This is a genomic window from Pseudomonas wuhanensis, from assembly GCF_030687395.1.
Classification (GTDB): Bacteria; Pseudomonadota; Gammaproteobacteria; order Pseudomonadales; family Pseudomonadaceae; genus Aquipseudomonas; species Aquipseudomonas wuhanensis.
Map to the genome: position 1 here is coordinate 5,438,728 of NZ_CP117430.1, position 17,044 is coordinate 5,455,771.

19 protein-coding genes, 1 tRNA gene and 1 pseudogene are annotated in these 17,044 nt (G+C 53.4%); 17 read left to right on the top strand and 4 right to left on the bottom strand.

The window, feature by feature from the left end; all coding sequences use genetic code 11:
- Nucleotides 1–14: 14 nt before the first annotated feature.
- Nucleotides 15–1,064 (bottom strand): tRNA preQ1(34) S-adenosylmethionine ribosyltransferase-isomerase QueA, encoded by a 1,050-nt coding sequence (gene queA / locus PSH88_RS25170; RefSeq protein ID WP_105344839.1) that lies wholly within the window; start codon nt 1,062–1,064, stop codon nt 15–17.
- 107 nt (nt 1,065–1,171) lie between these two features.
- Here queA and PSH88_RS25175 point away from each other — a divergent pair.
- From PSH88_RS25175 to PSH88_RS25235, 13 genes and pseudogenes are all read left to right on the top strand, one after another.
- A tRNA-Leu gene (locus PSH88_RS25175) sits at nt 1,172–1,256 on the top strand.
- A 164-nt stretch (nt 1,257–1,420) separates the two neighbouring features.
- On the top strand, nt 1,421–2,662 hold the full coding sequence (locus tag PSH88_RS25180) for a tyrosine-type recombinase/integrase (RefSeq protein ID WP_305423297.1): 1,242 nt from the start codon (nt 1,421–1,423) through the stop codon (nt 2,660–2,662).
- A 279-nt stretch (nt 2,663–2,941) separates the two neighbouring features.
- A complete protein-coding gene (locus PSH88_RS25185) occupies nt 2,942–3,781 on the top strand; it encodes a hypothetical protein (protein ID WP_305423299.1) in 840 nt (279 codons plus the stop codon).
- Between the two features lie 90 nt (nt 3,782–3,871).
- Nucleotides 3,872–4,153, top strand: coding sequence for a helix-turn-helix transcriptional regulator (locus PSH88_RS25190; RefSeq protein ID WP_305423300.1), 282 nt, complete (start codon nt 3,872–3,874; stop codon nt 4,151–4,153).
- A complete protein-coding gene (locus tag PSH88_RS25195; protein WP_305423301.1) occupies nt 4,150–4,758 on the top strand; it encodes a hypothetical protein in 609 nt (202 codons plus the stop codon). The genes PSH88_RS25190 and PSH88_RS25195 overlap by 4 nt, the downstream gene beginning before the upstream one ends.
- Entirely contained in the window at nt 4,755–5,057 is a 303-nt protein-coding gene (locus PSH88_RS25200; protein WP_305423302.1) for a hypothetical protein, read from the top strand. Before PSH88_RS25195 ends, PSH88_RS25200 begins: the two co-directional genes overlap by 4 nt.
- 373 nt (nt 5,058–5,430) lie before the next feature.
- A complete protein-coding gene (locus PSH88_RS25205) occupies nt 5,431–5,589 on the top strand; it encodes a hypothetical protein (protein ID WP_305423303.1) in 159 nt (52 codons plus the stop codon).
- Nucleotides 5,586–5,870, top strand: coding sequence for a hypothetical protein (locus PSH88_RS25210; RefSeq protein WP_305423304.1), 285 nt, complete (start codon nt 5,586–5,588; stop codon nt 5,868–5,870). The genes PSH88_RS25205 and PSH88_RS25210 overlap by 4 nt, the downstream gene beginning before the upstream one ends.
- Complete coding sequence (locus PSH88_RS25215; protein WP_305423306.1) at nt 5,867–6,139, top strand: DUF3077 domain-containing protein; 273 nt, start codon at nt 5,867–5,869, stop codon at nt 6,137–6,139. Before PSH88_RS25210 ends, PSH88_RS25215 begins: the two co-directional genes overlap by 4 nt.
- Nucleotides 6,136–9,042: a DUF927 domain-containing protein gene (locus PSH88_RS25220; protein WP_305423308.1), complete on the top strand. Its 2,907-nt coding sequence runs from the start codon at nt 6,136–6,138 to the stop codon at nt 9,040–9,042. Before PSH88_RS25215 ends, PSH88_RS25220 begins: the two co-directional genes overlap by 4 nt.
- Nucleotides 9,043–9,134: 92 nt before the next feature.
- A complete protein-coding gene (locus PSH88_RS25225) occupies nt 9,135–10,115 on the top strand; it encodes a chromosome segregation protein SMC (RefSeq protein WP_348529742.1) in 981 nt (326 codons plus the stop codon).
- 65 nt (nt 10,116–10,180) lie between these two features.
- Nucleotides 10,181–10,369: a hypothetical protein gene (locus PSH88_RS25230; protein ID WP_305423310.1), complete on the top strand. Its 189-nt coding sequence runs from the start codon at nt 10,181–10,183 to the stop codon at nt 10,367–10,369.
- A 148-nt stretch (nt 10,370–10,517) separates the two neighbouring features.
- Nucleotides 10,518–10,634, top strand: a pseudogene (locus PSH88_RS25235) (DNA binding protein); the annotation flags it as partial.
- 56 nt (nt 10,635–10,690) lie between these two features.
- Here the strand turns inward: PSH88_RS25235 and PSH88_RS25240 are convergent.
- From PSH88_RS25240 to PSH88_RS25250, 3 genes are read right to left on the bottom strand one after another with little or no spacing between them, the layout of a single operon-like run.
- Entirely contained in the window at nt 10,691–10,978 is a 288-nt protein-coding gene (locus tag PSH88_RS25240) for a hypothetical protein (RefSeq protein WP_305423312.1), read from the bottom strand.
- Nucleotides 10,975–11,697, bottom strand: coding sequence for a peptidoglycan recognition protein family protein (locus tag PSH88_RS25245; RefSeq protein ID WP_305423314.1), 723 nt, complete (start codon nt 11,695–11,697; stop codon nt 10,975–10,977). The genes PSH88_RS25240 and PSH88_RS25245 overlap by 4 nt, the downstream gene beginning before the upstream one ends.
- Nucleotides 11,697–12,236, bottom strand: coding sequence for a PAAR domain-containing protein (locus PSH88_RS25250; RefSeq protein ID WP_305423316.1), 540 nt, complete (start codon nt 12,234–12,236; stop codon nt 11,697–11,699). Before PSH88_RS25250 ends, PSH88_RS25245 begins: the two co-directional genes overlap by 1 nt.
- Before the next feature lie 1,031 nt (nt 12,237–13,267).
- On the opposite strand from PSH88_RS25250, the gene PSH88_RS25255 reads away from it, so the two are divergent.
- The 4 genes from PSH88_RS25255 to PSH88_RS25270 all read left to right on the top strand — a co-directional run bounded on the left by PSH88_RS25255 (nt 13,268) and on the right by PSH88_RS25270 (nt 16,692).
- On the top strand, nt 13,268–13,516 hold the full coding sequence (locus tag PSH88_RS25255; protein ID WP_305423318.1) for a hypothetical protein: 249 nt from the start codon (nt 13,268–13,270) through the stop codon (nt 13,514–13,516).
- 144 nt (nt 13,517–13,660) lie between these two features.
- Nucleotides 13,661–14,281 (top strand): SLATT domain-containing protein, encoded by a 621-nt coding sequence (locus PSH88_RS25260; protein WP_305423320.1) that lies wholly within the window; start codon nt 13,661–13,663, stop codon nt 14,279–14,281.
- Nucleotides 14,278–15,561: a nucleotide-binding domain-containing protein gene (locus tag PSH88_RS25265; RefSeq protein WP_305423323.1), complete on the top strand. Its 1,284-nt coding sequence runs from the start codon at nt 14,278–14,280 to the stop codon at nt 15,559–15,561. The genes PSH88_RS25260 and PSH88_RS25265 overlap by 4 nt, the downstream gene beginning before the upstream one ends.
- 81 nt (nt 15,562–15,642) lie before the next feature.
- Nucleotides 15,643–16,692 carry a hypothetical protein gene (locus PSH88_RS25270; RefSeq protein ID WP_305423325.1) on the top strand — a complete coding sequence of 350 codons (1,050 nt, stop codon included), beginning with the start codon at nt 15,643–15,645 and terminating at the stop codon, nt 16,690–16,692.
- The last annotated feature ends 352 nt before the right edge of the window (nt 16,693–17,044 follow it).

A 17,044-nucleotide genomic window follows, 5' to 3' on the forward strand; every position in this document is an offset into this window, starting at 1 on the left:
ACGACTTTGGCGACTCATTCTTTGTCCTCAGGGCCACGTGGTGCGGGATTACGGGTGATAAACATCGCATCACCGTAGCTGAAAAAGCGGTATTCGTTGTCGACGGCGGCTTTATAAGCGGCCATGGTCTCCGGATAACCGGCAAACGCCGAAACCAGCATCAACAGCGTGGATTCGGGCAAATGGAAATTGGTGACCAGGGCATCGACCACATGAAACGGCCGGCCTGGGTAGATAAAGATGTCGGTATCGCCACTGAACGGCTTGAGCACGCCATCGCGCGCGGCACTTTCCAGGGAACGCACGCTGGTGGTCCCCACTGCCACCACGCGACCACCGCGAGCACGGCAGGCTGCGACGGCATCGACCACGTCCTGACCGACTTCCAGCCACTCACTGTGCATGTGGTGATCTTCAATCTTCTCCACGCGCACCGGCTGGAAGGTGCCGGCGCCGACGTGCAAGGTCACGAACGCAGTCTCGATGCCCTTGGCGGCAATCGCCTCCATCAGCGGCTGATCGAAATGCAGCCCCGCCGTCGGCGCCGCCACCGCGCCCAGGCGCTCGGCGTACACCGTCTGATAACGCTCGCGGTCCGAGCCTTCATCCGGGCGGTCTATATAAGGTGGCAGCGGCATATGCCCGACACGGTCGAGCAGCGGCAACACCTCTTCGGCAAACCCCAGTTCGAACAACGCATCGTGACGCGCCAGCATCTCGGCTTCGCCACCGCCGTCGATCAGGATCTTCGACCCCGGCTTGGGCGACTTGCTGGAACGCACATGCGCCAGCACGCGATGACTGTCGAGCACCCGCTCCACCAGAATCTCCAGCTTGCCGCCGGAAGCCTTCTGGCCAAACAGCCGCGCCGGAATCACCCGGGTATTGTTGAACACCATCAAATCGCCCGGGCGCAAATGCTCAAGCAAATCAGTGAATTGACGGTGTGCCAGGGCGCCGCTGACCCCGTCCAGGGTCAACAGGCGACTACCGCGACGCTCGGCCAAAGGGTGGCGAGCAATCAGCGAATCAGGGAGCTCAAAAGTAAAGTCAGCAACGCGCATGATGGGGTTCGTCTAGCAGGGCCGGGAAGTCTAGCGGAAATATCAAAAATTCTCCATGTACCTGATTGACCGACGGTTATCTCATCTCTATACTTCGCCGCCATTGAGCCCTGATGGCGGAATTGGTAGACGCGGCGGATTCAAAATCCGTTTTCGAAAGGAGTGGGAGTTCGAGTCTCCCTCGGGGCACCACATAGCAGTATCTGAGAGTCTCTACCAGCCTCTCAGACCCAGAGAAACCGGCCACTTGGCCGGTTTTTTTGTGCCTGTCTGTCTACCCCTGTCTCCCCTTATCCGTTGTATCCCTGTATCCCTGCTTGTATCCTGAGAAAAATACCGAACTTTGGGATACAAGGATGAAGCGCGCAGACATCAAGCGCCGCCCTCTCGCTGACACGACACTTGCGGGATTGGAGCCGGAATCAAAGGAATACCGGGAGCTGGACGGAAACGGCCTCTACTTCAGGGTCAAACCTGATGGTGGTAAATCCTGGCAGCTTCGCTACAAACGTCCGGCGGGCAATTGGGCTTGGATGGGGCTCGGGGGTTACCCGGAAGTAAGTGGGGCGTTGGCACGGGACAAAGCTGCCGAACTACGCAAGATAGTTAGCAGTGGCGCCGACCCTCTTGAACAGAAGCGCTCTGCCAAAGCAGCCATTGATGCTGCCAGGACTCGGACCTTTCGAGCGGCGGCTGAAGCTTGGCTCAAGGCCAAAGAAGAAAAGGGCCTCGCCCCTTCCACTCTTAACAAAATCCGCACTTACCTCGATAAAGACATACTCCCGGCGCTGGGGGATAAGCCCCTCGACGAAATTACCCGTACCGACTGCGCAGAACTCCAGGCATCCCTTGAAGCCCGAGATGCACACAACGTGGCGGAAAAATGCCGCACTTGGATCAATCAGATCTTCGGCCGAGCAATCGGTTTAGGTCTCACCGAAAACGACCCGGGCAGCCGCCTGCGCGATATTGCAGCTCAAGCCCCGAAGACTCAGCAGCATCCACATTTGCTGGAGCCTGAGCTGGCAGAGTTCCTCCAGGCACTCAAAAACACCCCCAGCAGGTTAACGGCCCGGACTGCAGCATGGCTCTGCATTTGGACCGCATCTCGACCGGGCATGGTTCGCTTAGCTGAATGGAAAGAGTTCGACCTTGATAAAGCGATTTGGACGACACCTGCCGCCAAGATGAAGATGCGTAGAGATTTTGTGTGTCCGCTCCCTAAGCAAGCGCTTGCCGCTCTCAAAGAGCTCCATTGCCTAACCGGGCGCAGTAGATGGCTTTTTCCCGGAGTTGGCTCTAAGAATCCAACCATTAGCGAAAACACCATCAACAAAGTCTTCGCGACGATTGGCTACAAAGGTCGCTTGGTCGGCCATGGCACTCGCCATACTGCTAGCACTCTCCTTAGAGAACACGACTGGCCTAAGGAGCATGTCGAAGCGCAGCTGGCTCATAAAGAAGAGGGAATCTCTGGGATTTACAACAAGGCTCAATACCTTGAGCACAGGGTGAAAATGATGCAGTGGTATGCAGATCACCTTGATGCGTTAGCAAGTGAAAAAGTGATCAATGGCAAGTTCGGGAAAGCGGTATGACTGCGCATATCCGTATCCCCTTCAAAATCCATGTTACCGGTGTTACTCGTGTAACGACCTCCCCAAAACGCCAGAATTCATTGGCTTTCGCGCCCGTTACACCCCTGCGCGATCTTCCGTACACTCGATGTAACGCACCTCTGATGTGTAACGCCAGTCCAAGCCCCTCACTTGCTGCGGGCCGACGCTCGGCACACTTGGCGAGAGCGCAAATATCGCTGGCTACGCATGCACGACCCAGGGCGCGGGATAAAGCGTTACACGTTGAGAGCCATTGGTATGATTGATAATCACCCGATCTTGCACTCGGCGCTAACCGCTGGCCTGATCCAGTATCTCTCAGGGCAACCGCTCTACGAGTTCTGCAATGAACAGCTCACTGACGTGTGCGAGCTGATCAATCAGTGTTGTGTGCGCATTCAGACCGGCGACATCGACAGCGATCTCAGCAGTATGTGCATCCACACAACGATGCACGAAGAGACAATTTTTCAATACGCCTCAACTGACAACAGAGCCCGTCTTGCACATTGGGTTCGCCAGTACAGTAAGTGCCACTCGGCATCGGAACGCGAGGCGCATGCTGCCTATATCATGGCCTGCGCAGTGAAGGCGCTGGGAGCTTTGGCCGACTGGATGCGTGACACCGATAAGGCGGCTTGGTCGCATGTTGCTGAACCTCCGACCGACTGGCCATGGGATCTCTATTGTCAGTTTGTGGAGATGCAGGTCGATCCCAACGAACGTATCCAGGCACTAGACCAGTATGTTCTTTATCTGGAGCCCATCACTTCCCTGCCTTGCTTGATCAACGATGAGCTGCTCCCCATCGCGGACAGCGCAATCAAGAACGCCATCCGTTGCAAAGGGGGAATCATCAGCGGTATGGAGCGCAATAAAGACATCGTTGCCCGCGACGCTGCAATCATTCATCAGGGGCGGCACTACTTGGCGAGCGGAATGCCTGAGAGGAACATTGCCACAGCGGTGCATGCCTGGCTAAAACGGGAAGTGGCTAAACCGCCCAAGCAGCGCCTTGGTTGGATCACACTCGAAACAGAAAAGGCGCTATCGCGTAAATCCGTTGACACCATCCTCAAACGAAATCTCGTGCTGTAAACCAAAATTTCAATTGGAAGTGAACTGCTCACCGCCGACCAATCTCTAGACCATTGCTCTCGTTGTCCAAATCAATCGAGAGCAATACCTATGAACACCTCTGTCACCGATTTTTCCCGCAAAACACCCGCCAACTCCACTTCACTTTTTGATGCCGCTTCGACCTTGATCCGCATGCGCGAGGTGGAGGGCATCGTGGGCATGAAGCGCTCGACCATCTATAAACTGATGCAGCGCACCGAATGCGGCTTCCCGCAGCCCGTCAAACTGAGTAACAGCAATGCCCGTGGCGCTCCTGTTGCCTGGGTTCTTTCTGAGGTTCAAGCGTGGGCACGCAGCCGCATCGAGGCGCGTGATCAGGTGGCCGCATGAAGCGCAATTACAATCCGTTCAAAGGCCCTTTTCACGACACCTACGCCATCGGGTTCCGTCTCTATCTCCCCGGCGCGATCAACTGGCGGCACCGCACCATCGCCGGCGTGAGCTGGAACGGAAATGATCAGGAAGCGTTCTTTTTCAGTCCTGACGGCCTCGCCCTACCGCTGAAAGCCAATCCGTGGGAACTGCCAGAGCTGATTCGCCTAAACGCAGTACGCAGAGAGTTTTCCAGCATTCATGGCACCGGTCATTTCGCCATGAAAGCGGGTCGCCTGACCTCGCTGAAGTCCCTTGGCATGAGCGACTGGGTCACCTATTGGTTGGTTGATCAGTCGTGCGGATACGCAAACGATCCGGCAGTGTGGCAGCGCATTACCGAACAAGATCTCGCAATGGAAAAGACGGCTAGCGAGCGCGCTCACCACGACATGCGCTTGACCTCCGATCTGACCTGCTATGTGGATGAGTGCTTGGCACAACGCCGCGAGCAGATGGCCGTAGAGCACCGTCGTCGGTGTGCCGAGGACAGCAAGATCTTGGCTTGGCTCAAAGGTGAAACACCACCGCCGCTGTTTGCCCACGTGCAGGAGGCCGCATGAGCCGTCAGATCGCCAATAACGCCTTGATGCATCCCTTTTCCGTGCTGCGCCGGATCGGCTTTTCGCCGCGCCTCATGCAACGCCTTGAGCGCTACCGCAGCCAGCAGGACAAACAGGGGCGCGTGGTCAGTGTACTCAGTTGGGCCGATGGCACCTGGTGCGCCCTCTCCCTCCACTGCGAAAGGACCGGTGCCGTGATCGTCGAAGGCCAGCAAACGCACGCCTACGAAGACGCCCGCTCCATGCTCAGCGGTGGATTCCTGCCCCTCCTTTCCCTGCGCTGGGAAGCCCATGCCTGAAACGAAAACGCCTCCGGGGGCGATCCGGAGGCGTTGAGGTCAATCTAAATGCACGAACAATTTATGCCGCACCTGAAAAATCCGCAAGCCATCAGCGCAGTTGCACTTTCGAATAACGGACGTTACTCTCTGGACGTCGCTGCAAATTCAGCGTCCGGACTTGGCCGTCCGAACCGCAAAAGGCGCACAAGCGCCCTCCATCCGAACGCAGGCGCTTTTTTTGTGCCCGTCGTATCGTGTTATGGCGGCTGTGCGTGGGACACCTTCGGGTGTGCCGGGTCCCTTTTGCCCCGGTCGGCCAACCCGCGTACAGCTGTCACCATTCCTTGCTTGGCCGCAAGCGGTGGCAGCTCCTCAGCAAAAGGAGCTCTACATGCACGCCATCAATCCGTCCAAAATTCGCGCCGCTGCACACCGTGCAATGGCTCTCGCCGCTTTACACGCCAACTCCAGCCTCGCAACACGTCTCTCCCGTTACAACGCTCACATGACCAAAGCCCGCGCGCTCGAAACCGCAGGCGGTGCCCAATGAACAACACCCTGAGTTTCTCGCTGCCTGAAGACCTGCTTTGCGTAAATCCAAAAGCAGAAGCCGGCGTGCCTATCGACGCCATCACCTGCGCCATTGACCGTGCCGACTCGGTACTGACGCTGCTTGAGGATCACTTCGAAAACGAATCCTCGCGCCTCGCCAATCACGTCATTGCCGCCGTCCTCTGGGACGTGCGCGGCACCCTCGGCCTGATCAAAACGCTCGCCATGCACGGTGATACCACCTCAACGCCTGCGGTGCATAAAGGCGGTGCACTATGACCGCTTCTACCACACTGGGCCACGCCACTTTCTCCCGCGTTAACGCGACCGACCTGAAGCTGTTCCGGGTCAACGCTGGTGTTCCAGTCGAGGATGCGCTGGAGATGGTGTCGCTGCTACAGCATCACGCGAACCAGCTCAACCTCGACGCCGCCATGAGCGACCACGGCGAGCGTTTCAGTTGGCCCGCTCTGTACCTGGGCGAGATGGCCAAAGCCCTGATCGATGACATCAACGACGCACTGTTTTTGCCGAGGGCTGACGCATGAGCCAACGCCCGAACAGCACCGCAAAACGACCAAGCTTTGCCGACGTAAAAGCCGCCGCGTTAAAAGACATTGATCGCGTCCTGTCGCATTGGCTGCCCAACGGCAAGCGCGTGGACGGCGGCAAGGAATACACCGCCCCGAATCCAACCCGCAGTGATAAGCGCGCCGGTTCGCTCAAGGTCAATTTGAGCAAGGGCACCTGGGCCGACTTCGCCACCGGTGACAAGGGCGGCGATCTGATCGATCTGGTGCGCTATTTGGACGGCGGCACCGATGTCGAGGCCTGCGCCAAACTGGCGGACCTGCTCAACGTCTCGCCCGGCGCCGCCCAGTCGCCCCCCCTCCCCGGCAAGGCAAAAGCGCCGGAGTGGATCGCCATACAGCCGATCCCGGCCGAGGCCATGAACAAGTGCCCGACCAAGCATCGACAGCACGGCGTGCCGTCCAAAGTGTGGATCTATCGTGATGCGCAAGGCCAGCCACTTATGGCGCTCTACCGCTTCGACCTCGGCCTGGATGAAGACGGCAAGCCTAAGAAGGTCTTTGCGCCACTGACATGGTGTCAGCGCGCCGATGGCCAAACTAAGCAGTGGCGGTGGCAAGGTCTGCCGGATCCGCGCCCATTGCTGCGCCTTGATGAACTGAACCAGCGCGCTGACGCGCCAGTTGCCCTGTGCGAAGGCGAAAAAGCTGCGGATGCCGCCGCCGAACTATTGCCCGGCTACGTGGCCACCTGCTGGCCGAACGGCTCCAACTCCTGGCACAAAGCCGACCTGACTCCGCTCAAAGGTCGCGACGTGCTGTTGTGGCCAGACAACGACGATAGCGGCAAAGTCTGCATGGACGCCGTCGCCGAAAAGCTGAGCGAAATCGGCGCCGCCTCGGTTCGAGTCATCGCACTGGATGTGTTCAATCGCAAGCCCACATTGAAGGGCGAATGCGCCGCCTTCGCCAAAGGTGGTCAGTGGAGCGACGGCGACGATGCAGCCGATGCACTCACCAAGGGCTGGACAGCCGCCCATTTCGTCGAACTGGAAAGCAGCGGTGAACTGTCCGGTTTGCCTGTGGAAAAGTCGGTCACGGAACAGGCTGACACCAAGCCGGAACCGAAGACAAAAACAGCGACCAAGCGCCCGGCAAAATCGAAAAATGACTTGATGCCCGGTGGCTTCCGCTTAACCCCCGAAGGCGTGTTTTATGCGGGCGACGACGGCGAGGCACGCCCGGTGTGTTCACCTCTGGCGATCCTCGCCCGTACCCGTGACGAGAAGGGCCACAACTGGGGACTGCTGGTCGAATTCGACGACCCAGACGGCACCAAGAAGCGCTGGAACATCCCGGCGCGCACCATGACCGGCGACTTTGGTAAAGACGTTCTTGGGCCTCTGGTGGACATGGGTTTACGTCTTGCAGGGAGTCGTTCGGGGCGTAATGCACGCAACGACCTGCAGAGTTACCTCGGCGGCTTCGACAGTGCGCAACGGGCGCGGCTGGTTACCCGCTTAGGTTGGCACGACAGCGCCTTTCTACTGCCCGAGCAGCAGGTCGGCGCGCACAGCGAACACCTGCACTTCTACGAGGCCGGTGCGCAACTTCCACCGATCAGCGAAGCGGGCACGCTGGAGCAATGGCAACAGCAGATCGGCGCTTTGTGTGTTGGCAACCATCGCTTGGCGTTTGTCGTCGGCGTGGCCTTTGCGGGTCCACTACTGCACATGCTCGGCCATGAGTCGGGCGGCTTTCACCTGTACGGCGACAGTTCAGGCGGCAAGACCACTCACCTGCAAGTCGCCGCCTCGATCTACGGCGGCCCACGTCTGGTGCGTTCGTGGCGCTCCACCGATAACGCGCTGGAATCCATCGCCGCCGCGCATTCCGACGGCCTCCTGGTGCTGGACGAAATCGGCATGTGCGATGCGCGCATCATCGGCGAGACGGTGTACATGCTCGGCAACGGTACCGGCAAAGCCCGCGCCAATGACCGGGGCCAAGCAGGCCGACAGGTACAGGAATGGCGGCTGCTGTTCCTTTCCACCGGCGAGAAGACCTTGGCCCAGCACATGGCAGAGGCCAACAAGGAGCTGAAAGCGGGCATGGAGGTGCGCATGCTCGCCGTCCCGGCCGATGCCAGCAAAGGCCTCGGCATGTTCGACACGCTCAATGGTTTTGAAGACGCCGCAGCACTGTCCGACGCGCTCAAGGCACGGGTGGCGAACTACTACGGCACACCACTCACTGCCTTCCTGACGGCGCTGTGCGAACCCGGCAAGCGTCACGGCTGGTCGTCCATCCTGCGCCGCACGCTGGAAGGTTTTATCGCCAAGTCGCTCCCGGCATCAGCCAGTGGACAGGCACATCGTGCGGCCGCTCGTTTCGGCCTTGCGGCAGCAGCGGGCGAGCTGGCCACCGCCATGGGCATCACCGGCTGGCCGGATGGGACCGCAACTACTGCGGCCCGAGTGTGTTTGAACGCCTGGTTAAACGAGCGTGGCGGCGCCGGTAACTTTGAGGGGGATGCGATCTTGGCGCGGCTGCGCCAGGTCATCGAGCGCTTTGGCGAAAGTCGCTTCACCCGCTGGGAATCGGCGGCGGCAAAAATCGACGAACACGGCCCGCGCACCATCGACCGGCTTGGCTTTCGCAAAGCGCTGGAGCATGGGATGGGCGACACAATGCACACCACAAACACTTATTACGTGCTCCCTGAGATGTGGCGCTCAGAAATCTTCCGGGGCATGAACATCAACGCAGTGAACAAGGAACTGTTGCAGCGCGGCGTGCTGGAGCCGGGCAGCGACGGTAAGGCGTCGAGTCTGGTCCGGTTGCCCGGCCTCGGTCCGCAACGCTGCTACATCGTGAAGACGATTCCGGGAACGGATGAGAGCGAGGCTCGGGCTGCCTGAGGGCATCTCTGCTGATCGAGGTAGCGCCGGCTCATTCCCGGCCTCGCCAGCCGCTCATTCAACCCAAATCAAATTTCAAAGGAACAAGACAGATGAACGAATTTCAAGCACCGACAGAGCAACGCGAACCGCTGACCAATGAACTGGAAGGCCTTGAAGTCGCAGGACTTTCAGAGGTTGTGCCGGACGGCAGTGAAACGATCGGCCATTGCGAAAAGAAACAGCAGCTGCTGCACGAAATCGAAAGATTGAAAGTCGTGCGGGATAAATACCTGAGTGAAGCCGAACAACTGCATACCGAAATAGCTCCGCTGGAAGCGCTATTGGAGGGCGACGAGGTCATGGATGCTGATCGAGCATATGAAATACGGAAACAGTACAACACCCTGAAAATCCCTTACGACTCTCGAATGCATCACGCCAGCATCATGGGCAATAAGATTGCTCGACGCGAGAGTCTCGCCAATCACGAAACCTTGATGGCCGGTTTCACCGACTCGATGGCGAATTGGAAAGCGGACGAGCAAGAACTCAACGAAAAGCGGGATAGCCTCAGTGCCCGCTTGGAACAGATCCGACAGCAAGCAACCGAAGACTTGGCGAAAGCACGGCAAGCCGAAACCGATGCAGCAACCGCTTATGCACAGGCGGTGGCATGGGGCGACACCGAGGGCGAAAAGAACGCCAACGCAGAAGCGCAGAAGGCTGCGAAAAACCTCGCGTCTGCGACCGAGCACAATCGTCGACAACACCTGATCATGACCGCGCTAGAGCACGAGCTGGCCACAGTCGACCAATACATTGCCGAGGCTCAGAAGGAACATAAAGCCATCGAAAGAAAAGCACTGTACCTGGCGCGGACGGTTTTAGAGGAACAGTGGAACGAAAAAGCTCAAGCATTGCTGGACATGGGAGGAAAGCTCTGGGCGGCCATTAACCTAGTTGGTGGCGATCAAGTTAGTCTGATGAAGTTGGTGCTTCCTGAGGAGGGTGAAAGATTCGGTAACTGGACTAGCAGTGACTTGTCGGAGCGTTCCTACAAATACACCGTACAGGACGTCCTCTCGTTGTAACACGCCGCGACACCTGAAAGAGCCCGCGCTGTCGGGCTCTTTAAAGACCTGCCAGGATAAAGATCATGATCACCCAAATACGAAGCAGCGCAAGCTGGACCGACACCTTGAAGGCGCGCAAAAACCATTTGACCGCCTTGCTGAAAATCGTTGATATCAAAACCGGAAAAGCCACGAAGGTTCAGACACTCACTGTCGACTTGATAAAGGCTGAAATGAGCCACCTCGAAAGCAAGTTAAACGGCCGACAATAACGCTGAACTTGTATGCAGTAATACTATTCAAATAGATACCTTCAAAACACATAGTAGGAAACGCCAATGTCCAAACTTGCCGAATACCGTCAGCTGGAAAAACACTTGGCCGAGCAGCTCCAGGCTCTGGAAGCCCTGAAGGGCGATTTACAAAAACCCTCACACCGGCGAAGTCGTAGAGACCAAAGGCGGTAATCACAAGACGTTGAAAGAGTGGAAAGCCGAGCACGGTTCCGATGTAGTCGAAAGCTGGCTGAGCAAATAAAGCCAGACCTGATAAAAAGGCCTCTAGAGAGGCCTTTTTCTTTTTAACGCCTAGCGCTATTTCGTCCTACAGATCTCAACGTCATTTTGCGTCTTGACCTTAGTGTCGAATCCAAGCCGATACTTGCAGTAATCGATAATCTTGTTGCGCTCATCGTCAGTGAGCCTTTCGACTTTCCTGATCTCACCATCGTTCGCGTGGATGTTATAAAACTTCATCTGGAACGTCGGATGTTTCTTGATGAACAGGATGGTTTCGACATCGCCGTCTTCAAGGGCCTCGTAGTAACCAACATAGAGCGCGGCCACTAACGTCAAGACCGCCACGATTAATAGCTTCTTCATTCTTGTGGTGCCGGTGGAGGCAACAACTGTGTCTTGGTTCTGAGGTTTCTTACCAGCTCCATTCCTATATTGCCGGGACAGATTTTCCCTTCGGACGCCTGTCCCGGATACTCCCTGTGACCACCGAAATGTTTGATCACGAACACGCTTTTAAGTGATTCGATCAAATGCATCAGCGCGGTAATCTGAGCAGCCGGAATCACGTTTGTAGTGCTGTAGCCGATGCTGTCGAGAGCGACGCGTCCCTTCGCGACCCAGTCGCCGCCCTCCTCCGGTGTCGTCAGGTTCTCAAGCAGTACAATCCCGATTAAACCTGTGTTGAACTTCAACACGCTCGATCCCTGAAAACGGATGTCACGCCCCTCGAATATCTGGCCGGTGCAATCAATCCCATAGTGGTAGCCGATATCGTCGTAGGCCTGGCCCATATGACCTTTTTGAATTTCCTGCATTTGCCCACCACCTGGCGTACAGCTATGGCTTCGCCCAGCATGGTGGAGGGCAATCATGCTGTAGTCCCAATCCATCACCATACCCGGCTTGCCTTTCGCAGCGCCCCATGAGGAGCGTTCTACGAACGTGGCGTTCAGCGAGCGTGCTTTTTTGATGATCGCCTCTCGCGTTGCGGCGCGGTCGTTCACGGTAATCGGAATCGGGCACATGAACTCGCCAGGCTTGATTTCCTGGGCGATGGCTTGTGTTAAGAACGGAGCAGGCATTAGCGTCCCTCCGCCAGTTCATGAAGCGTCCTAGCCGGTGCACTGAACATGATATGAAGTGAGATCTTGGCATCTGGCGTTGGGGTTTTGACATGAGCTATGCCGTTGGCATCTGTAACACCGGTAGTTTCTACACCGTTGATCATTGCGACGTAGTCACGGAAGGCTAAAGGAGCACCTGTTTCACTGTCAGTGATGTTGAACGACTGCCCGTAGGTTTTCTGAATTGAGAGCGGTATCGGAGGTATGAACGGCGCAGGGGTATGCGAATCGCCGATGATGACCGTGCTGGAGCCTGCGACCACTACATCTCCATGAGTACCCACCGTATCAACAAGTGCTGCGTTTTTTCCATTAATGAATACGGTGGCTGATACGCCTGAAACCAACGCGCTTCCGCAGGTACACGTGTCACCCATACGGGCTGCAGCAAGTCCGTCGAAGAACACGTCAGACGAACCTGAGGCGATGGCTTCGGCACCATGTCCTGGCATTGGGCAATTAGTCGGATCGGTTATGCGTGCGGCGGGCTTTGCCATGCGCGACTCCCTGTCAGCGTTATGTGATAAACGGCGACTTTATCAGCATCGCCCAATAAAAAAGGATTTTCGTCTCCTGAAAATCGCTAGGCCGAATTCCCGCACGACGTTATTGAATCACGAACCTGGGTCGATCCAATGGTCATAACTGAGCAATTCAGTAACGCGTCAAATCAATCGGAAGTGAAAACGTGACACGTCACAATTGAAAATGAATGAAAACGTGACAGTCACGGTAAGGCACCTAGAATCCCGCATGACGGGCTATAGCGAGAACCTGCTAGGTAGCACTACAAAAAACATAAAAACGCTATTGAATGCCCCACAGGAGCTTTTAGTTGATTTTCTGGGAATACATACAGTACGATGCTAAGCATTGGATCCACGCATCACCGAGTGCCATTGCTGAAACGTTTATTTGACTATTTGTTCACGAATTGACGGTCCAGCACAGAATCAACACTACATGATGTGTTGGCGAACGAAGAAAAACACTACATGTGGTATTTTTTCGACTATTATGCTTTCATAGGTAGGAGTCCCTTAGGCAAAAACCTAACGGATGATAGATAGAAAGGAATTTAGGGGCTGATTGCCCAAAGAATTGTGCAGAGAAATGTCTCTGCAAAAGAAAAAGCCCCACCTGCTCAGCGAGCAGACAGGGCTTTCAGCGCGCACCAAGGGGAAGTTTTCTCAGGGCCTACCCAAGGGCGCATCAACCACAGTCCAGAAAGGAAAGCGGTTAGGGGAACGAATAGTATGGATTCGCTCGTGGTCACACAACTACTTTTTAGGTCTCCGCGACCGAAGGGTCAAGTTCGTGAGCGAAAAATACTGAACGTCCCCTCATCTCCTTCTGAATTTGGGCTGAAAACACCTTTTATATGGTGACTTATGCAACCCCCAGAGTCAGACGATTACGAATACATTTACTGCCGTTTCCGTCGCTGCGGAAAAAAGCTGCTTGATGCCCGAGCATATGGGCTTCAAGCCTGGCGCCTACGTGTACGTCGAAAAAAAGGAGATCAGCAATGAGCAAAAACTCAAAGAAATCCTCCCCTAGGGTTTCTTCTCTAGCGTCTAAAGTCTTACGGGACAAGGAATCATCGGCGATTGCCAAGAGCTTGGCAGCATCGGTGATTTCTCAAGCCGGCTCCGACAAACAGTCAGGCGCGAAGATGGAAACGAAAGCTAGCCAAGCGCTACAAGACAAACGCTTGTCTAAAACGACTCGAACGCTGGCGGCTTCTGTTGTATCGCAGTCGTCTAACGAAAGGTGAGGTGAATTAAAGCCCGGTCGATTGGCCGGGCTTTTTACCACTCGCTACCTCAGCTTTTCAACCATCACCCGAATACTCGACATTCGTTGCCGCCAGTCGTCACATTGCACCTGAAGTGATGGTAGCGAGCTTCTATGGGGTTTTATGAAAAAAGAGCTAGCACAACGCTTGATTGCAGAAAAGGCTTATGACGTTGGATACAGCGCCAAATTGCATTTTTCCACCTATGAGATTGTGGAGAAAGGTCCTGGATGGATTGGTTTTGTATCGATATGCGTTGGTATCTTGTCACTCATTATTTCTTGGCTTGCAGAAAAACAGATGTCCGCTGCAGTAACAATATTAGGCATCACTGGTATGTACATTGCCTACTACTCCGAGAAAAAAGATGACTATTACGCTGTGGGACAAAAGCTGACTGCGCTTTTCAATAAACTGAAAAAACTGAGCATGACCTGCGAGTCAAGCGAAAAGGTTTCAGCTGAGCACTTAAGTGAGCTAGAGAATATTGAACATGAGTTTAACTCTCTCTGCTTGAGCAAACATATATTTGGGGCTAGCTGGCTTGCTCACAAGAAATTCTTTTGGGAGCAGCAGATAGGATGGATTGACGAACACCTTCATTTCAATTTTTTTAGAGACAAAATCCCTTTGTCTTTATACATCACGATTTTCGGTAGCTTGGTCGTTGTTCTGGCTGTTCTGGCATTTAACTTAGATCTGACAGATTTAATAGATCACATACAAAGGATCTGCACAAAATGACAAAAGAACTATTTGAGCAATTCAGAAAAAATCTAGCAGTAAAAAATTCTGATGCCATTTCAAAAAGTTACAGACAAACAACGAGCAAGCTAAACGAAAAATATTACGAACTAGACTCTGAAATTTCAAACTGTCGGCAAGTTGGTTCTTATGGACGCCGCACTGCAGTACATGGGGTAAGCGACTTAGACATGGCTTTCATCTTACCCTGGGAAGTCTACGACCGATTCAATAAATATGAAAACAACAAACAGTCGGCCTTACTCGCTGAAATAAGGTTAATTCTAAAAGAAAAATTCCCAAATCGAGACGTAAAAGCGCAACAACAAGTGGTGTCAATTGACTTCACTGATTACATCGTTGAAGTGCTACCTGCCTTTCTGAATGAAGATGGAAGCTATACCTATCCAGATGCAAATGATGGTGGCCAGTGGAGGACCTGTAATCCAATTTCAGAAATTGATGAAACGAACTCACTAAATCAGCTTAAAAACCACAACCTTAAGAGGCTGTGTAAAATGATTCGCGCATGGAAGAACGATCATGGCGTGCCTATGAAAGGCATGCTTATTGACACTCTATGCTATCAATTCTTAAAAGGTACAACTGACTACGACACGAAATCCTACTCAGCTTACGGGGAAATGACTAAAGATTTTTTTGCTTACCTCGTCGATATTGATCAAGAGAAAGAGCAGTGGAGAGCTCCTGGTAGTGGTTCAATTGTTACAAAAAGTGGAAATTTCCACCCTAAAGCAAAAAAAGCACTGCGAAGACTCCAAGAGGCATTAGATGACCCGGAGGTTGCCCATGAACGATGGAGTGCTGTATTTGGAGAAAACTTCCCCGAATATGTGGAAGAAGAAAAGCGCCAAGCCATTGCGCGAAATGAAATAAAAAACCTAGAGCAATTTATTGGTCAAAAATTTAGCTTAGACATTCACTACAACTTAGAAATTGACTGCACCGTTAAAAACGAAGGAGACCAACTCAGAAATCTGATGTCACGTATTGGCCTCTACAAAATACCTAAACAACGAGAACTTACGTTTTACGTTAAGCATATAAATGTCCCCCCTCCCTTTAAGCTCTATTGGAAGGTTAGAAATGTAGGACCGGAAGCAATTCGGCGAAATATGTTAAGAGGGCAAATTCAGATGGACAGTGGCTATCATCAGATCACCGAGCACTCAGATTTTCAGGGAGAACACTACGTCGAATGCTTTGCGGTAAAAGAAAATATCTGCGTGGCTCGTGGCCGCATCGTCGTTCCAATCTGATACTTACCCAGTAGGTAGACCATAGTGCATTCCTCAATGATTATTTCAATATAATTCAACAAACACCCGGAGGATTATAAATTGGAAAGACTACTGGAAAGTAACACTGTGCTGCCAAATGAGTTTCATGCCGCATATAAGCTATGCTTCACTATACATGACGTAGCCGCCCAACTCCTTGTTTCCGGGATCAAACAAGGAGTCTTCATTACAAGCATTGCCTTCAATGGCGAGCACGAAAAATCTGCGCTTGAGCAAGCAGATGACCTGCTTGATTGGTTAAAAAAAAGCGGACGCCTGAATGATGAAGCTGACGTATTAGTCACCATGGCTTTTCCAGCAGTACTGTCAGATATTCTGCATTGTATCTTCGAAGCACTTGAAGCATCTAGAAAAGGGAAGCTCGCTATTGCGTATATGCTGTTAAGAAAACCATTTCAAGAGAGCCTGTACCTACTTGAATCAGTGATTGCCGACAAAGAAAGCTTTTCCAAAATGATTGCGGATGATCCTTCGAGATTACGTCCGCAGAACGCAGGTGGTATTGACGGCCATATCAGGCGCATTCAAAAAGTGCTGAAAACCATTGGTGAAACGTCAAGATTCAATGCTAGCTACATAGCCAAACTGCGCTACGACAAGACCGAAAACGATAGCTTTGACGGTATATGCAACAAAGCCATGCACTTATTCACAGATCACAAATCGATAAAGACCGAGAAATATAATATCAATTTTATTTTTTCAGGAATGACTCAAGCAATGACTCAATGGGCATTCCTTTACTCTCGCCTACCTTACCTGCTGTTATATTTACTATCACTGATCGAATTTATAGCTGAACGATTCTCACAGACACTTCCTTCTTATAAGGTGGATATGGATCGCCGAATAGCATCTTCATTATTGATGGCAGATCCTTATATAGATACAAAATATCGAACTGAGCCACTTACCCACTTGACACTAATGACACGCCAATGGCTTTCTGAACACTGCATGAAAAATGGCTTTCTGGCACCAGAAGCCGAGCACCTAGAAAGAATGGCTGTATCCGGTGCATTCCCAATGGAGAGTGACGATGAGGTACACGCCCGACATCTCTTATATGAGCAACTAGTAAGCGCATGATAGCGTCATCAGTCCCTGATGGAGTTTATTCGTTTTGGTTTACCCTACGAGCTTGCTAGGAACGGGGATTCTTACAATTGCCACACGCTTGTGGCCAAAAGCGGCCCTCTGAATTCAACGACTAATACCGCTTCCTATGTAACACCAATACGCGTAGTAACACGTCTGTTAGTAGATTGATGAACGAGTGTTACTGGCACGAAAGCCCCGATATCAAAGGACATAGATAGTTTCGTAACACACGTAACACCTGTAACAAGGGCTCGAAGGGTGTTGCTTTCCCCGCTCCCCATAAGCGTCAACACCATCAGCGAAAAAACCGAGTATGGGGGTGCTCATCTGAGCGTCCGGG

Excerpts from the sequence above, each read along its gene's own strand:
- queA (WP_105344839.1), bottom strand. The coding sequence starts at position 1,064 with ATGCGCGTTGCTGACTTTACTTTTGAGCTCCCTGATTCGCTGATTGCT.
- PSH88_RS25180 (WP_305423297.1), top strand. The coding sequence starts at position 1,421 with ATGAAGCGCGCAGACATCAAGCGCCGCCCTCTCGCTGACACGACACTT.
- PSH88_RS25185 (WP_305423299.1), top strand. The coding sequence starts at position 2,942 with ATGATTGATAATCACCCGATCTTGCACTCGGCGCTAACCGCTGGCCTG.
- PSH88_RS25190 (WP_305423300.1), top strand. The coding sequence starts at position 3,872 with ATGAACACCTCTGTCACCGATTTTTCCCGCAAAACACCCGCCAACTCC.
- PSH88_RS25195 (WP_305423301.1), top strand. The coding sequence starts at position 4,150 with ATGAAGCGCAATTACAATCCGTTCAAAGGCCCTTTTCACGACACCTAC.
- PSH88_RS25200 (WP_305423302.1), top strand. The coding sequence starts at position 4,755 with ATGAGCCGTCAGATCGCCAATAACGCCTTGATGCATCCCTTTTCCGTG.
- PSH88_RS25205 (WP_305423303.1), top strand. The coding sequence starts at position 5,431 with ATGCACGCCATCAATCCGTCCAAAATTCGCGCCGCTGCACACCGTGCA.
- PSH88_RS25210 (WP_305423304.1), top strand. The coding sequence starts at position 5,586 with ATGAACAACACCCTGAGTTTCTCGCTGCCTGAAGACCTGCTTTGCGTA.
- PSH88_RS25215 (WP_305423306.1), top strand. The coding sequence starts at position 5,867 with ATGACCGCTTCTACCACACTGGGCCACGCCACTTTCTCCCGCGTTAAC.
- PSH88_RS25220 (WP_305423308.1), top strand. The coding sequence starts at position 6,136 with ATGAGCCAACGCCCGAACAGCACCGCAAAACGACCAAGCTTTGCCGAC.
- PSH88_RS25225 (WP_348529742.1), top strand. The coding sequence starts at position 9,135 with ATGAACGAATTTCAAGCACCGACAGAGCAACGCGAACCGCTGACCAAT.
- PSH88_RS25230 (WP_305423310.1), top strand. The coding sequence starts at position 10,181 with ATGATCACCCAAATACGAAGCAGCGCAAGCTGGACCGACACCTTGAAG.
- PSH88_RS25240 (WP_305423312.1), bottom strand. The coding sequence starts at position 10,978 with ATGAAGAAGCTATTAATCGTGGCGGTCTTGACGTTAGTGGCCGCGCTC.
- PSH88_RS25245 (WP_305423314.1), bottom strand. The coding sequence starts at position 11,697 with ATGCCTGCTCCGTTCTTAACACAAGCCATCGCCCAGGAAATCAAGCCT.
- PSH88_RS25250 (WP_305423316.1), bottom strand. The coding sequence starts at position 12,236 with ATGGCAAAGCCCGCCGCACGCATAACCGATCCGACTAATTGCCCAATG.
- PSH88_RS25255 (WP_305423318.1), top strand. The coding sequence starts at position 13,268 with ATGAGCAAAAACTCAAAGAAATCCTCCCCTAGGGTTTCTTCTCTAGCG.
- PSH88_RS25260 (WP_305423320.1), top strand. The coding sequence starts at position 13,661 with ATGAAAAAAGAGCTAGCACAACGCTTGATTGCAGAAAAGGCTTATGAC.
- PSH88_RS25265 (WP_305423323.1), top strand. The coding sequence starts at position 14,278 with ATGACAAAAGAACTATTTGAGCAATTCAGAAAAAATCTAGCAGTAAAA.